At 64.8% G+C, this 13,818-nt stretch carries 13 protein-coding genes; 10 read left to right on the plus strand and 3 right to left on the minus strand.

The annotated features are described in order from the left end of the window. Positions 1 to 31: 31 nt before the first annotated feature. Both VGL01_RS02715 and VGL01_RS02720 read left to right on the plus strand, forming a co-directional pair. On the plus strand, positions 32 to 1,660 hold the full coding sequence (locus VGL01_RS02715; protein WP_331566816.1) for a methyl-accepting chemotaxis protein: 1,629 nt from the start codon (positions 32 to 34) through the stop codon (positions 1,658 to 1,660). Next, a complete protein-coding gene (locus tag VGL01_RS02720; protein WP_331566818.1) occupies positions 1,657 to 1,980 on the plus strand; it encodes a DUF3579 domain-containing protein in 324 nt (107 codons plus the stop codon). Before VGL01_RS02715 ends, VGL01_RS02720 begins: the two co-directional genes overlap by 4 nt. Before the next feature lie 3 nt (positions 1,981 to 1,983). On the opposite strand, the gene VGL01_RS02725 is transcribed toward VGL01_RS02720, so the two are convergent. Further along, a complete protein-coding gene (locus tag VGL01_RS02725) occupies positions 1,984 to 2,295 on the minus strand; it encodes a hypothetical protein (protein WP_331566820.1) in 312 nt (103 codons plus the stop codon). 213 nt (positions 2,296 to 2,508) lie between these two features. On the opposite strand from VGL01_RS02725, the gene VGL01_RS02730 reads away from it, so the two are divergent. The 3 genes from VGL01_RS02730 to VGL01_RS02740 all read left to right on the plus strand — a co-directional run bounded on the left by VGL01_RS02730 (position 2,509) and on the right by VGL01_RS02740 (position 3,981). After that, entirely contained in the window at positions 2,509 to 3,129 is a 621-nt protein-coding gene (locus tag VGL01_RS02730) for a glutathione S-transferase (protein ID WP_331566822.1), read from the plus strand. A gap of 152 nt (positions 3,130 to 3,281) precedes the next feature. Next, positions 3,282 to 3,482, plus strand: a complete 201-nt coding sequence (locus VGL01_RS02735; protein WP_331566824.1) for a hypothetical protein — start codon at positions 3,282 to 3,284, stop codon at positions 3,480 to 3,482. A gap of 31 nt (positions 3,483 to 3,513) precedes the next feature. Then, entirely contained in the window at positions 3,514 to 3,981 is a 468-nt protein-coding gene (locus VGL01_RS02740; protein ID WP_331566826.1) for a metallophosphoesterase family protein, read from the plus strand. A 73-nt stretch (positions 3,982 to 4,054) separates the two neighbouring features. Here the strand turns inward: VGL01_RS02740 and VGL01_RS02745 are convergent, their stop codons facing one another. Both VGL01_RS02745 and argA read right to left on the minus strand, forming a co-directional pair. Further along, on the minus strand, positions 4,055 to 4,330 hold the full coding sequence (locus VGL01_RS02745; protein WP_331566828.1) for an oxidative damage protection protein: 276 nt from the start codon (positions 4,328 to 4,330) through the stop codon (positions 4,055 to 4,057). Positions 4,331 to 4,397: 67 nt separating this feature from the next. Next, complete coding sequence (gene argA / locus VGL01_RS02750) at positions 4,398 to 5,777, minus strand: amino-acid N-acetyltransferase (protein WP_331566830.1); 1,380 nt, start codon at positions 5,775 to 5,777, stop codon at positions 4,398 to 4,400. 22 nt (positions 5,778 to 5,799) lie between these two features. Here argA and hrpA point away from each other — a divergent pair, with 22 nt between their 5' ends. The 5 genes from hrpA to VGL01_RS02775 all read left to right on the plus strand — a co-directional run bounded on the left by hrpA (position 5,800) and on the right by VGL01_RS02775 (position 13,806). Beyond that, positions 5,800 to 9,897 carry an ATP-dependent RNA helicase HrpA gene (gene hrpA / locus VGL01_RS02755; protein ID WP_331566832.1) on the plus strand — a complete coding sequence of 1,366 codons (4,098 nt, stop codon included), beginning with the start codon at positions 5,800 to 5,802 and terminating at the stop codon, positions 9,895 to 9,897. A 133-nt stretch (positions 9,898 to 10,030) separates the two neighbouring features. Further along, positions 10,031 to 11,056, plus strand: coding sequence for a beta-propeller fold lactonase family protein (locus tag VGL01_RS02760; protein ID WP_331566834.1), 1,026 nt, complete (start codon positions 10,031 to 10,033; stop codon positions 11,054 to 11,056). Positions 11,057 to 11,078: 22 nt separating this feature from the next. Further along, on the plus strand, positions 11,079 to 12,077 hold the full coding sequence (locus VGL01_RS02765) for a sterol desaturase family protein (protein ID WP_331566836.1): 999 nt from the start codon (positions 11,079 to 11,081) through the stop codon (positions 12,075 to 12,077). A 12-nt stretch (positions 12,078 to 12,089) separates the two neighbouring features. Then, entirely contained in the window at positions 12,090 to 12,950 is an 861-nt protein-coding gene (locus tag VGL01_RS02770) for an EI24 domain-containing protein (protein WP_331566838.1), read from the plus strand. 37 nt (positions 12,951 to 12,987) lie between these two features. Further along, on the plus strand, positions 12,988 to 13,806 hold the full coding sequence (locus VGL01_RS02775) for a competence/damage-inducible protein A (RefSeq protein ID WP_331566841.1): 819 nt from the start codon (positions 12,988 to 12,990) through the stop codon (positions 13,804 to 13,806). Positions 13,807 to 13,818 lie beyond the last annotated feature (12 nt).

Below are 13,818 nucleotides of genomic sequence, written 5' to 3' on the forward strand. Positions count from 1 at the left end.
TTGCTTGCCGCCTTTTTTTTGGGAAGACAGCATGGTTAGGGTCACTAACGTTCGTGCCGCGCTGAGCGCGACGGTCGCCGGCTACACGGGCGCGTTGATACTCGTGATCGTGGCATCGGTCATCGGACTCAGATCCGCCAATGTGGCGCTAGAGAAGATGCATAGTGCCGAGACCGCGGCGCTGACGCATCTTGCGGAGACCTCCGCGAACCTCTTGCAAGCGCGTGTCGATCTGGGCAGCTACGAGACACTCGTTGCACAAGGCAAGCCGACAGAATCGACGCTGGCGAACATTCATGCGGCGCTGGCCGCCAGCGATCGCGCGCTCGAGGCTTACAGCGCGCTGCCCGTATCGGGCGATGCGGAAGCCTCGCTCGCGAACGCGTTGCGCACCGCTCGCGCCACTCTGATCAAGCAGGTCATCGCGCCGGAAATCGCGGCGCTCGACCAGGACGATTTCGCCTCCTTCCGCACCATCGAGCGGCATGCACCGGAAGCAGTTTTCTCGGACTACAAAGAGGCGGCGCAGCGGCTCATGGATTTTCAGGTGCGCGCGCAAAAGATGCATTTCGATGCTGCGCAGGACCGCTTTCACCGCTTGCTGGCGCTTTTTGCCTGCGTCGGGGCCGCGTCTGTCGTTCTCGCAGTGCTCGCTCGGCGAGTCCTGAGCGCGTCGATCGTCAAGCCGATCGGCACCGTGATCGATCACTTCGAGCGAATCGCTTCAGGCGACCTGACCTCGACGATCGATACGTCGCGCGGTGCGGAGATGGGCCGGCTGCTGGATGCGCTCGCGCGCATGCAGGCAAGCCTGGCGGCGACCGTCACACGTGTGCGCGACGGCACCGGCGAAATTCGTCACGGTGTGCACGATATCGCGAGCGGCAATGCCGATTTGTCCGCGCGCACCGAACAACAAGCAGCAGCGCTCCAAGAGACAGCGGCGAGCTTGAAAGAGCTCACCACAACCGTCGCGCAAAACGCGCAGCACGCCCGGCAGGCGAGTGTGCAGGCGCAAACGGCCTCAGCGACCGCGGTGCGCGGCGGCGAGGTGGTAGGGGAGATCGTTCATGCAATCGCGGACATGTCGGCCGACTCGGATCATATCGTCAACATCATCGGAGCAATCGAAGGCATTGCTTTCCAGACGAACATACTGGCGCTCAATGCGGCGGTCGAAGCCGCGCGGGCTGGCGAAGAGGGACGCGGATTCGCTGTCGTGGCCGGCGAGGTTCGCGCGCTTGCTGGCCGGTCCGCCGCCGCGGCCAAGGAAATCCGTGCACTGATGACGGCGTCGGTCGCCAAGGTGCAAGGCGGGACCGAATTGGCCGAGCGCGCTCGCGCGACGATGGGCGACATCGTCAAGGCGGCGCACGAGGTCAATGCGATCGTCGCGGAGATTAGTACGGCGTCGGACTTCCAGTCCCAGGGAATCGAAGAGATCGAGCGCGCCGTATCGCACATGGACCGCTCGACGCAACAAAACGCCGCGCTCGTCGAACAGGCAGCGTCGGCTGCGGCATCGCTGGAGGAGCAGGCGCGCCTGCTCGACGAAACGGTGGCCGTCTTCCGGCTTCGCGCCGACGCGCTCGCAAGCACGACGCGCGAGCGCCCCGCACCGGTTGGCATGCTGCCGGCCCATTCACTCGCTCACGAATGACCCACCACGTTCATCCTTCGCGCCGTCATCGCACCCATCTGATCGTGGGTCTCACACACGGCGGGAAAACGTTTCGGCCCGGCGACTGGGCCGAGCGTCTTGCCGGTGTCATCGCGCTGTTCGTCAAAGAGAAGCGGCCGGGCAGGAATTCGGCATCGACATGGCTTGCGGTGCCGTTTGTCGATGAGGGCATCAAGTGTCTCACCGTGTCGGGCGAGCTGGCCGAAATCTGCCCGGAGGCGTTCGAGTTCGTGATGCGATTCGCCGCGGACAACGAGCTGCCGGTCGAAGAGGGCCTGCGCATCCTGCGTGCAGGTTGAACATCAACGTATGGCCCGGCACTTGATGTCGGGCGCGGTGTACGGCGTGGGGTAATCGGACCAGGGGCCCGTCTCGAGGAAGAGACGATGCATGGCCAGGACCTCGGCCTGGCGCTCCTCGCTGGTACTGAGCGGTGCGGCCGGCCCACTCCGGCCGGCAAGCGGCTCGTTGACCGCGCATTCGACGGTCTTGCCGTCGGGAATCGCCACGGTCGTCGTATAGGCGTAGTCGGGCCGGCCCTGTTCGGCACAGCCGGCGCCGCAGGAGACGATGGCACCCATCAAAACCGAGGCTGCTACGGATCGCATCTTCATGGCGGCTCACTCCGGCGAGGCGCGCTCGGCGCCCGGGTTCAGGGCGGCTGATGATTATCAGTATGGGCTTCGGAACCGGCATTGGGGCGAAGACCCTACGGTTCGCGCGTGTCGCGTCCTTGTTCGCATTTGCGCTTTTTGTTCAGGCGAATAACGAGGCGACCGGGCGGCTGATAGAGTGGCGTTTTCACCCTCTGACCAAGCGAGGCATCAATGCAACTGATTGGCATGCTCGATTCGCCGTTCGTACGCCGTGTGGCGGTTTCGATGGCCGTGCTCGATATCGGCTTCGAGCACCGTCCGCTCTCCGTGTTTCGTCATTTCGATGCATTTTCCGCGGTCAACCCCGTCGTCAAGGCGCCGACGCTGATCGACGACGACGGCACGCTGTTCATCGATTCCAGCCTGATTCTCGACTATCTCGATCAGAAGGTGCCGCCGGAGCGCCGGCTGATGCCTCAGGAGTTGGCGCAACGCCGGCGCGCGCTTCATCTGATCGGTTTTGCGCTTGCCGCCAGCGAAAAGACAGTGCAGATCGTCTATGAGCGTAACCTCCGGCCGGCGGAGAAGCAGCACGAACCTTGGGTCGACCGCGTGTCGGGCCAACTGTCCTCCGCCTACGCGCTGCTCGAGCGCGAAGTCGGTTCGGCCGGCGGCGCGGGCTGGCTCACCGGTGAGCGTCTGATGCAAGCCGATATCACCGTGGCGGTGGCTTGGCGTTTCACGCAACACATCCTGCCCGGTGCGGTCGATCCCGCGCTTCACCCGGCGCTGGCCGCCTTCTCCGAGTGTGCTGAAGCGCTGGCCGAGTTCGCGGCTGCGCCGCTCGATTGATCGGCTCGTTGTTCCTATTGTTCGGGAAGGCCGACAAGTGACTTTTCGTTTTGCGGATTTATCGCGCCTCGCGGTCTGCCTAGAATGGCTTCATGTCGAAGTCGTCATAGCAGGTCGCGGGTCGAGCCGCACCGAGCAAGGGGAAAGCCACCATGAAAGCCCTCATCGAACGTCAGCTTTACAGCCCGTCGGTTGTCTTGCCGATGGTCGCTTTCATGGAACTGCTCGTATCGCACGATTTCAATCTCGGGCAGGTCGGAGCGGTCGTGGCCACCCGTGGGGCGCGCGCCGCGCTGACCCGTTCGCGCGGGCTGCTTTTCCCGCCGCGCAGCCATGCCGGCCTGGCTGCCTGAAACCCGTGGTTCCGATCGTGGCCTGACAGGCATGGCAAACGCGGTACGGATCGGCCTCATTTCCGATACGCACAATCTTGTGCGCCCGGAAGCGCTCGCGTGGTTGTCCGGCGTGCAGGCCATCGTGCATGCCGGAGATATCTGCAAGCCTGAAGTGCTCGACACTTTGTCTGCGATCGCTCCGGTCACTGCCGTTCGGGGCAACAACGACAAAGGCGCGTGGGCCGAGCGGCTGCCGTTGTCGACGACGCTCGTGATCGAAGGGGTGGCGATTCACGTCGTGCACGACATCGCCGATTTGCGGTTGAGCGAGGCCGGCTCACGTATCGATGTCGTCGTGACGGGGCATTCGCATCAGCCCGCGCTCGCGCTTCGCGAGGGCGTGCTGTTCGTGAACCCGGGGAGCGCCGGGCCGCGCCGCTTCAAGCTGCCCGTATCGGCGGGCGTCCTCTTGATCGAAGGCGGCCGCGCACGCGCTGAACTCCACACGCTCGTCTGACCCACGATAAAAAAGCCGGCGCGCTGATGCGGCCGGCCTCGTCGTTCGCGGGCAAGCAGTATGCGCTCGCCGCTCAGCCTTCGGTCGGCGGAACGTATCCGGTTGCCTGATCGGCACCTTCGCCGAAGAAGAACTTCTCCGTCTGCTTCATCAAATACTGACGCGCACGCGGATCGGCCATATTGAGCCGGTTTTCGTTGATCAGCATCGTCTGATGCTTGAGCCAGGCCTGCCACGCCTCCTTCGAGACGCTTTCATAGATGCGCTTGCCCAATTCGCCGGGCAGCGGGGGGAAATCGAGGCCCTCGGCTTCCTTGCCGAGCTTCGCGCATTGAACCATGCGTGTCATTGTGGGTTTCTCCAGAAAATCGAATAAGGACGCGCCGCGCCAGCGCGATGTACCGTGCGCGTCGCGCTCAAAGATGCTTCATCAGCACGAGCGACTTGCGCTGCCAGTTGTAGAGGCGCCTGCGGTCTTCGGGTAGGTCGTCGACACTGACTTTCACGAAGCCGCGCTTGAGGAACCAGTGTTCGGTGCGGGTCGTCAGCACGAAGATGCGCGTCAAGCCGCGCGCCCTCGCGCGTTGCTCGACGCGTTTCAAGAGGCGCTCGCCGTCACCGGAGCCCTGGGCGTCCGGGGCGACGGTGAGGCACGCCATTTCGCCGATGCGCTCCTGCGGGTACGGATAGAGCGCCGCGCAGCCGAACAGCACCCCATCGTGCTCGATGACCGAGAAGTGGTCGATGTCGCGTTCGATCTGGTGCCGGCCGCGTTTGACGAGCGTGCCGTCCGATTCGAGCGGCTCGATCAGCGTCAGGATGCCGCCCACGTCGTCGGGCGTGGCTTCGCGCAGGCTTTCGAGGTTCTCGTACGAGATCATCGTGCCCACGCCGTCGTGCAGGAATAGTTCGAGCAGCAGGCTGCCGTCGAGCGAGTAAGGGATGATATGCGCGCGCGGGACGCCGCCGCGGCAGGCGCGCACCGCATGCTTCAGGTAAAAGCCCGCGTCGCCTTTCACTTCGCCGCTTTCGTGCAGACGGTAGGCGTCGTCGAGCGAAAGCTCGCGCACGAGATCGCCGGCTTCGTTCATGATGCCGGGCGTTTCGGTCAGAAAGATGATCTTGTCGGCACGCAGCGCGATGGCCGCGGCGGAGGCGACGTCTTCCATCGAGAGGTTGAACGCCTCGCCGGTCGGCGAGAAACCGAGCGGCGACAGCAGCACGAGCTTGCGGCTTGCGAGCGAATGACGGATCGATTCGGCATCGATCTTGCGCACGACGCCCGTGTGAGCGAAATCGACGCCATCGAGAATGCCGACGGGCCGGGCCGTCACGAAATTGCCTGACACCACGCTGATGTGCGCATGTGCCATGGGCGTGTTGGGCAGGCCCTGGCTGATCGCGGCTTCGATATCGAGCCGCACTTCGCCCGCCGCTTCCTTGGCCGATTCGAGCGCGCGCGCATCGGTGATGCGCATACCGTGCGAGAACTCCGATTGCACGCCGTGCAGGTTCATCTGTTCCTCGACCTGCGGGCGGGACCCATGCACGAGCACGATCTGGATACCCATCGCCTGCAAGAGCGCGATGTCGGACACGAGCGCGTTCAGGAGTCCTTGATGAACGACCTCGCCGCCGAAGCCCACGACGAACGTCTTGTTTCGAAACGCGTGGATGTACGGTGCGACCGATCGCATCCAGTCGACGAACTGGGCGTGTTGGGAAACGGGGTCGGCCGCGACGGGGCGAGTCGCGACGGGTTCCGGGATGGGGACGAGGTCGGATTGTGCGTTCATGCCGGGATTATAATGCGCCCCCATGTCGAACGTACCCAATAGTCCGGCCGCCGATGAGAGCGGACCGCCGCGCCAGGGTCGCGCCCACGGCTCGCGCCACGCGCGCGTGCCGCCGAACCCGATTCCGCCCTTCGAATTTCCCGCCGCGCTGCCGGTCAGCGGTCGCCGCGAGGAGATCGCGCGTGCCATCCGCGACAATCAGGTCGTGATCGTCTCGGGCGAAACGGGCTCGGGCAAGACCACGCAACTGCCGAAGATCTGCCTCTCGCTCGGGCGCGGGCGCGGCGCGGGCGGCAGCGGGCTCATCGGTCATACGCAGCCGCGCCGGATCGCTGCGTCGGCCACGGGGCGGCGCATCGCCGAGGAACTCGGCACGCCGTTCGGCGAGGTGGTCGGATACAAGGTGCGTTTCACCGACAATCTGGCGCCGGGCGCATCGGTCAAGCTCATGACCGATGGCATTCTGCTCGCCGAGACGCAGACCGATCCGCTGTTGCGCGCCTACGACACGCTCATCATCGATGAGGCGCACGAACGCAGCCTGAACATCGATTTTCTGCTCGGCTATCTGAAGGAGATCCTGCCGAAGCGGCCCGATCTGAAGCTGATCGTCACGTCGGCCACGATCGATGCCGAGCGCTTCGCGCGTCATTTCGGTACTGAGTCGAAGCCTGCACCCGTCATCGAAGTGAGCGGGCGGCTTTACCCCGTCGAGATCCGCTACCAGCCCGTCGAGGACCCGCGCGAGCGCAGCGCGGCGATCAAGGCGGCGCAGGGTACGGCGGCCACACCGTCCCCGCGCGAACGCGCGAAGGGTGCGCGCGAAGCCGAGCGCGATCTCATCGACGCGATCGTCGATGCCGTCGACGACCTGTGCCGCGAAGGCCCGGGCGACGTGCTCGTCTTTCTGCCGGGCGAACGCGAGATTCGCGACACCGCCGAGGCGCTGCGCAAACACCACCCGCCGCACACCGAAATTCTGCCGCTCTTCGCGCGGCTCTCCGCGGCCGAGCAGGCGCGCGTGTTCAAATCGTCGAATGCCCGGCGGATCGTGCTCGCAACGAACGTCGCCGAAACCTCGCTGACGGTGCCGGGCATTCGCTATGTCGTCGATACGGGGCTCGCACGCGTGAAGCGTTACTCGTACCGCAACAAGGTGGAGCAGTTGCAGGTCGAGCCGGTGTCGCAGGCCGCGGCCAATCAACGGGCCGGGCGTTGCGGCCGGGTGGCGGACGGCATCTGCATCCGGCTTTACGACGAAGCCGATTTTCAGGCGCGCGCGCGGTTCACCGAGCCGGAAATCCTGCGTTCGTCGCTGGCGGCCGTGATTTTGCGGATGAAGGCGCTGCACCTCACCGCCATCGAGACGTTTCCGTTCATCGAGCCGCCGCCGGGCCGCGCCATTGCCGACGGCTACCAATTGCTGGCCGAGCTGGGCGCCGTCGACGACGACAATGAACTGACGCCGCTCGGGCGCGAGCTGGCGAAGCTGCCGCTCGATCCCCGCGTGGGGCGCATGATCCTCGCCGCGCGCGATCAGGATGCGCTCGCCGAGGTGCTCGTCATTGCGAGCGCGCTCTCGGTTCAGGACCCGCGCGAGCGGCCCGCCGAGGCGCAGGAGCAGGCCGATCAGGCGCACCGTGCCTTCGCCGACGAGCGATCGGAATTCCTGCAATGGCTCAAGATCTGGCGTTGGTTCGGCGAAGCAGTGGCGCACAAGAAATCGAACCGGCAACTGGTCGATGCGTGCCGCGAGCGCTTTCTTTCGCATCTGCGGCTGCGCGAATGGCGCGATGTTCATTCTCAACTGCTCACCGTGGTGCGTGAGCACGGCTGGCGGATCAACGAAAGCGAAGCGACCTTCGAGCAGATTCATCTGGCCCTGATGACCGGCCTCATCGGCAATCTAGGCCTCAAGGCCGACGACGAGCCGTACTATCTCGGCGCTCGCGGAATCAAGTTCTTTCTCTGGCCCGGCTCGACGCTGGCCAAGAAGGCGGGGCGCTGGGTGATGGCGGCCGAGCTGGTCGAGACGAGCCGCCTCTATGCGCGCTGTCTCGCGAAAATCGAGCCGGAATGGATCGAGAAGGTCGCGTCGCACCTGCTCAGGAAATCGCTCTCGGAGCCGCATTGGGAAAAGCGTGCGGCCCAGGTGGCGGCATTCGAGCGCGCCGTGCTCTTCGGGCTGCCCGTCTACCATCGGCGGCGCGTCGCGTTCGGCTCGCAGGATCCGGCGCGCGCGAGAGAGCTTTTCATTCGCGGTGCGCTCGTCGAGGGCGAGTTCGATACCAAGCTCGGGTTTTTCGCCCACAACCGCAAGCTGCTTGCCGACATCGAGCAACTCGAGCACAAGTCGCGCCGGCAGGACGTGCTGGTCGACGACGAACTGATCTTCGCGTTTTACGATCAGGCGCTGCCCAAAGGCATCTACACCGGGGCCGCATTCGAGCGCTGGTACCGCAATGAAGTGAAACGCAGCGGCCAGCCGGAGGACAAGCTCCGCTTGCTCTATCTGTCGCGCGACGACCTCATGCGTCACGAGGCGGCGGGCATTACGACCGATCTGTTTCCGAAGCGTGTCGCGATGGCGGGCGTCGACATGGCGCTCGCCTATCATTTCGAGCCGGGCTCGCCGCGCGACGGCGTGACGCTCGCCGTGCCGCTTTTTGCGCTCAATCAGGTCGACGCGCTGCGCGCGGAATGGCTCGTGCCGGGCATGCTGAAGGAAAAGGTCCAGTTGCTGCTCAAATCGCTGCCGCAGAAGCTGCGCCGGCATTGCGTGCCGCTGCCGGAGTACGCAGCGGGATTCGTCGAACGTCACGCCGGACGCTTTGGCGTGCCCCCATTGCACTCCTCGAAGGGGGCTGCCGTCGGGGCGGGCGAGCCGCCTCGCGGCGCAGCCGGTCTGGTCGAGGCGCTGATCGCCGACGTGCGCGAGACGACGCAGGTCTCGATGAAACCGACCGACTTCAAGCTCGAAACGCTGCCGGCCCACCTCTTCATGAACTTCAAGGTCGTCGACGAGCACGGGCGGCAGCTCGCGATGGGCCGCAATCTGGCCCAGTTGCGCGCCGAGCTCGGGGGCGAGGCGCAGCGGCAGTTCCAGAAGCTGGCCGTCGGTGCGTCGCTCGACGGCGCTGCTGGCATCGGGCAAGCGCGCCCGGATGCCGAGGCCGGCGCGCGCGGACCTGCCGCAGCGCGACAGGGGCCGCGTGAAACCGCGGCGGCCGAGTCCTCCCGCAGTGCGTCGGCCGGCGAGGCGACGGCGTTGTACGAGAACCTGACGACCTGGAACTTCGGCAAATTGCCGGAACTGCTGGAGATTCGCCGCGGCGGCCAGACGTTGTTCGGCTATCCGGCGCTCGTCGACCGCACGACCCATTGCGACGTCGAAGTCTTCGATTCGCCCGACGAGGCGGCGCGGGCGCACCGCGCCGGTCTGCGGCGGCTTTTCGCGTTGCAATTGCGCGAGCCGATCAAATATCTGGAGAAAAACCTCCCCGGCCTTCGCGAAATGGCGCTGCAGTTCATGCCGCTCGGTACGCAAGAGGAGCTGCGCGATCAGCTGATCGACACGGCGCTCGACCGCGCGTGCCTGCAAGATCCGCTACCCGACGACGACGCGACGTTTCACGCGCACCGCGACGAGGGCAAGAGCCGGCTTTCGTTGCTCGCGCAGGAAATCGCGCGACTCGTCGGACAAATCCTCGCCGAATACGCGGCCGTGACGAAAAAGCTCGTGCAGGCCAAGCCGCACGCGGCCGCTTACGCGGATATGCAGCAGCAACTGCAGATGCTGATCGGCAAGCGGTTCATCGTAGACACGCCGTATGCCCAGCTTGCTCATTTCCCTCGCTACTTGAAGGGCATTGCGCTGCGCATCGACAAGCTCAAGGCCGATCCGGCCCGCGACGCACGGCAATTCGCGGAGCTGCAGCCGCTCGTGCAGCAATACCAGCGCGCGCGGCAGGCCCGCGGCGGCGTACCGGACGCGCGGCTCGCCGAGTTTCGCTGGTTGCTCGAGGAGCTGCGCATTTCGCTCTTCGCGCAGGAGCTGCGCACGCCGATGCCCGTTTCGACGAAGCGGCTCCATAAGGTGTGGGAATCGCTGCAAAGATGATCGAGAAAACTTCGACGGTGCCGATAACCCGATTAGGGCGCGCAAACGGAAAAAGCAGTATTTATTCCGAGGCCGTCAACCTCGGCCCGCGCCAAGCCGTTTAAAAGGGCGTTGGCCATTCGAACGAGTTCTCATGCCCAAGATTATTTCCTTCCGCGCGCGGGGCCTGATCGGCACCGCCGCGCTCGCGCTGCTGGCGGCAAGCGCCGCCGCCGTCTCGTTGCCTGCCAATGCCAACAACGTCATCGTTCTGAATTCGGCCGAGGCGACGCTTTCGCTGATCGACGAGGCGACGCATCAGGTCGTCGGTACGGTGCCGACGGGCAAGGAACCTCATCACCTGATGGCGACGCCCGACAATAAAACGTTGATCGTCGCGAATTCGGTCTCGAACGATCTGATCTTCGTCGATCCGAAGACGGGCAAGCCCCAAGGGCGCGTGCCCGGCATCGAGGACCCGTATCAGCTCGGTTTTTCGCCCGATCGCAAGTGGTTCGTCACGACGGGGCTGCGTCTGGACCGGCTCGACATCTACAGTTACGACGCGCCTACGAACGGCCTGAAGCTCGTGCGGCGCCTGCCGCTTGCGACGATGCCGAGCCATATGGCGTTTTCCAACGACAGCCGGACCGTGTTCGTGACGCTGCAGGTGTCGGGCGAACTCGCGGCGATCGATCTGCCGACGCAGACAGTGCTCTGGAAAATGCCCGTCGGTAAGACCCCGGCGGGGCTCTGGATGACGCCGGGCGACAAATATCTGCTCGTCGGCATGACGGGCGAGGACGACGTGGCAGTCGTCGACTGGCGCACGCGGTCCGTAGTCAAGCGGATCAGGACGGGTAACGGCGCGCACAACTTCCGCTCGCTCGACGACGGCCGCCATGTGCTCGTCAGCAACCGCGTTGCGAATACGATCAGCATCCTCGACGAACAGACGCTGACGAACGTCGGCGAAATCACGGGCCTGCTGCCTGGCCCCGACGACATGGAACTCACCGCGGACAAACGCTACCTCTGGGTGACGTTCCGCTTTGCGAAACACGTCGGCATCATCGACATGACCACGAAAAAGCTCGTGCAGACGATTGCCGTCGGCCGCTCGCCGCATGGGATCTATTTCTACGATCGCGCCCCGGTAACGGCCGCGAACGGCGCGTAAGCCAGGGGCCGCGCGCGCCGCTATGCTGCATTCGGTCATCGCTTCGCTCGACGGCGTCGTCTCGGCGCTGCAGACCTGGGCCTATGTCCACGTGGTCCAGCCGCTCCTGTTCCGGTTCGGCTGGATGGACTACGACGAAGATTCCTACGATGCGCTCTATCCGGTGATCGTCGGCTTGCTGACGATCGGTGCAACCTATCTGCTGCTGCGCCCCCTCGAGGCGCTGCGTCCCGTCGAGCGATGGGAAAACCGCCGGGCCGTGCGCGTCGACGTCCTCTATACGGCCATCTCCAAGCTTGGCGTCTTCAATCTGCTGTTCTTCCTCGGTTTCCAGCCGTTCTTTGCCGACTTGCAGGTCTGGCTGCGCTATCGCGGCATCGCCAACATGGACCTCGATCACCTGTGGCCCGGCGTCACGTCGCAGCCGATCGTGGCATTCCTCATCTACCTCGTCGTACTGGATTTTGCCGGCTACTGGTATCACCGCTGGCAGCATCGCTTCGGCATCTGGTGGGAGCTGCATGCGGTTCACCATAGTCAGCGCCAGTTGTCGCTCTGGTCGGACGATCGCAACCATTTGCTCGACGGGATCGCTCAGGCTTCGTTCTTCGCTGCCATCGCGCTGGCGATCGGGGTGGCGCCGACGCAGTTCGTGGTGCTCACGGCCGTGACGAACTTTCTGCAAAGCGTGCAACACACCAACGCGCGGTTCGGCTTCGGGCGTCTGTTCGAACGGGTACTCGTCAGCCCGGCGTTCCATCGTCGCCATCACGCGGTCGGCTACGGACACGAGGGCACCGCCTACGGCTGCAATTTCGGCGTGCTCTTCCCCTGGTGGGATATGCTCTTCGGCACTGCCTCGTGGGTTCGGTCCGTCGAGCCGACGGGGATCCGTCAGGAAATCGAGGGCGAATCGTATGGCGATGGCTTTTTCTCGCAGCACTGGCTCGCGTTCGCGCGTATCGCGCGGCGGCTCGGGTTCGGCCGCGGCGCGGGCCGAGGCAGTGCGCCGGCTGCCTGAAGGCGCATGCCGATGAACGAGCTCATGCGTGCATTCGGCCGGGCGCTCGCGGGCGTGCTGCACCCGCGCGTGCTGTGGCTCACGTTCTTGCCGTTCGTGATCGCCTCGGCGGGATGGGGGCTTTTCTTCTGGTTCACCTGGCAGGACCTCGTCGGCACCGCGCGCGGCTGGCTTGCCGGCTCGACGTTGGGGATGGCGCTTTACCGCGCGTTCGACTGGGTGGGCTTGACCAACCTGCATGCGGTGATTGCGCCGCTCATCGTCGTCGCGTTCTCGATTCCGGTCATCGTTTCCACCGTATTGCTGCTGATCGCCACGCTGTCGATGCCGATGGTGGTGCGGCATCTGTCGGCCCGCCGGTTCCCGACACTGGAGGCGCGGCACGGCGGAACCTGGTACGGCAGCCTCGCGTACGGCATTGCGACGACACTCGTTTGCCTGCTGCTCATTCTCCTCACGCTGCCGCTTTTCGTTCTGCTTGCGCCGCTGCTGCTGATTCCGCCGCTTTTTGCCCTGATTTCGCCGCTCTTCGCGCTGATTCCGACGCTGTTATGGGGCTGGCTCACCTATCGCGTGATGACATACGACGCGCTGGCGCTGCACGCGAGCCGCGCCGAGCGGATTGCGTTGATGCGGCGCCACCGTGTGCCGCTGCTCGCGATCGGCATTGCGAGCGGCCTCATGGGGACGTTGCCGACGTTACTCTGGGCCTGGTCGCTCTGGCTCGTCGTGCTCTTTCCCGTCATTGCAGCCGTCACGATCTGGATGTACGCGTTCATCCTCGTGTTCTCCGCGCTCTGGTTCGGTCACTATTGCCTGGAGGCATTGCAGGCGATGCGCGAAGAAGAGGGCTTGCAGCCGTCACGATCATGAACGACGATGAGCGATCTCTCAGCTTCGTGAGGCGGTCATGGCATTTGGCGTCATCATCATCGGCGATGAAATCCTGTCGGGTCGGCGTACCGACAAGCATCTGCCGAAGGTCATCGAGCTATTGAACGCGCGGGGCCTGGCGCTCGCCTGGGCCGAGTACGTCGGCGACGACCCCGCACGGATCACGGCCACGCTCGAGCGCAGTTTCGCCTCGGGCGACATCGTCTTTTCGACGGGAGGCATTGGCGCGACGCCGGACGACCATACCCGGCTTTGCGCGGCCAACGCGCTCGGTGTTCCGCTCGAGTTGCACCCGGAGGCGGCCGAACTGATTCGCCAGCGAATCCGCGACATGCACCCGGCCGGCGCGCCCCCTCTCGATCTCGATTCCCCCGAGAACCGTCATCGCCTCAATATGGGCGTCTTTCCGCGCGGCGCCTCGATCATTCCGAACGGCTACAACAAGATTCCGGGGTTCTCGATCGGCGATCACCATTTCGTTCCCGGTTTCCCCGTGATGGCCTGGCCGATGATCGAATGGGTACTCGATACGAAGTACGCGCAGATGCACCATCAAGTCGCGCATGCCGAGCGATCGCTGCTCGTGTTCGAACTCATGGAGTCGACGCTGACGCCATTGATGGAGAAAATCGAAGCCGATTTTCCGGGCGTTCGCGTATTCAGCCTGCCGAGCGTGGGCGACGCGGAGCGTGGCGGCGTCTATGCCCGGCGGCACATCGATCTCGGTGTGAAGGGCGAACCCGAAGCCGTCGCCGCAGCCTTCGTCAAGTTGCGCGAAGGGGTGCACCTGCTCGGCGGCGATGTCGTCGAACCCGAAGCCGGGCAGACGCGATAGGCTCACCCCGAG

The sequence above is a fragment of the Trinickia sp. genome, assembly GCF_036503415.1.
Taxonomy (GTDB): domain Bacteria; phylum Pseudomonadota; class Gammaproteobacteria; order Burkholderiales; family Burkholderiaceae; genus Trinickia.

Excerpts from the sequence above, each read along its gene's own strand:
- VGL01_RS02715 (WP_331566816.1), top strand. The coding sequence starts at position 32 with ATGGTTAGGGTCACTAACGTTCGTGCCGCGCTGAGCGCGACGGTCGCC.
- VGL01_RS02720 (WP_331566818.1), top strand. The coding sequence starts at position 1,657 with ATGACCCACCACGTTCATCCTTCGCGCCGTCATCGCACCCATCTGATC.
- VGL01_RS02725 (WP_331566820.1), bottom strand. The coding sequence starts at position 2,295 with ATGAAGATGCGATCCGTAGCAGCCTCGGTTTTGATGGGTGCCATCGTC.
- VGL01_RS02730 (WP_331566822.1), top strand. The coding sequence starts at position 2,509 with ATGCAACTGATTGGCATGCTCGATTCGCCGTTCGTACGCCGTGTGGCG.
- VGL01_RS02735 (WP_331566824.1), top strand. The coding sequence starts at position 3,282 with ATGAAAGCCCTCATCGAACGTCAGCTTTACAGCCCGTCGGTTGTCTTG.
- VGL01_RS02740 (WP_331566826.1), top strand. The coding sequence starts at position 3,514 with ATGGCAAACGCGGTACGGATCGGCCTCATTTCCGATACGCACAATCTT.
- VGL01_RS02745 (WP_331566828.1), bottom strand. The coding sequence starts at position 4,330 with ATGACACGCATGGTTCAATGCGCGAAGCTCGGCAAGGAAGCCGAGGGC.
- argA (WP_331566830.1), bottom strand. The coding sequence starts at position 5,777 with ATGAACGCACAATCCGACCTCGTCCCCATCCCGGAACCCGTCGCGACT.
- hrpA (WP_331566832.1), top strand. The coding sequence starts at position 5,800 with ATGTCGAACGTACCCAATAGTCCGGCCGCCGATGAGAGCGGACCGCCG.
- VGL01_RS02760 (WP_331566834.1), top strand. The coding sequence starts at position 10,031 with ATGCCCAAGATTATTTCCTTCCGCGCGCGGGGCCTGATCGGCACCGCC.
- VGL01_RS02765 (WP_331566836.1), top strand. The coding sequence starts at position 11,079 with ATGCTGCATTCGGTCATCGCTTCGCTCGACGGCGTCGTCTCGGCGCTG.
- VGL01_RS02770 (WP_331566838.1), top strand. The coding sequence starts at position 12,090 with ATGAACGAGCTCATGCGTGCATTCGGCCGGGCGCTCGCGGGCGTGCTG.
- VGL01_RS02775 (WP_331566841.1), top strand. The coding sequence starts at position 12,988 with ATGGCATTTGGCGTCATCATCATCGGCGATGAAATCCTGTCGGGTCGG.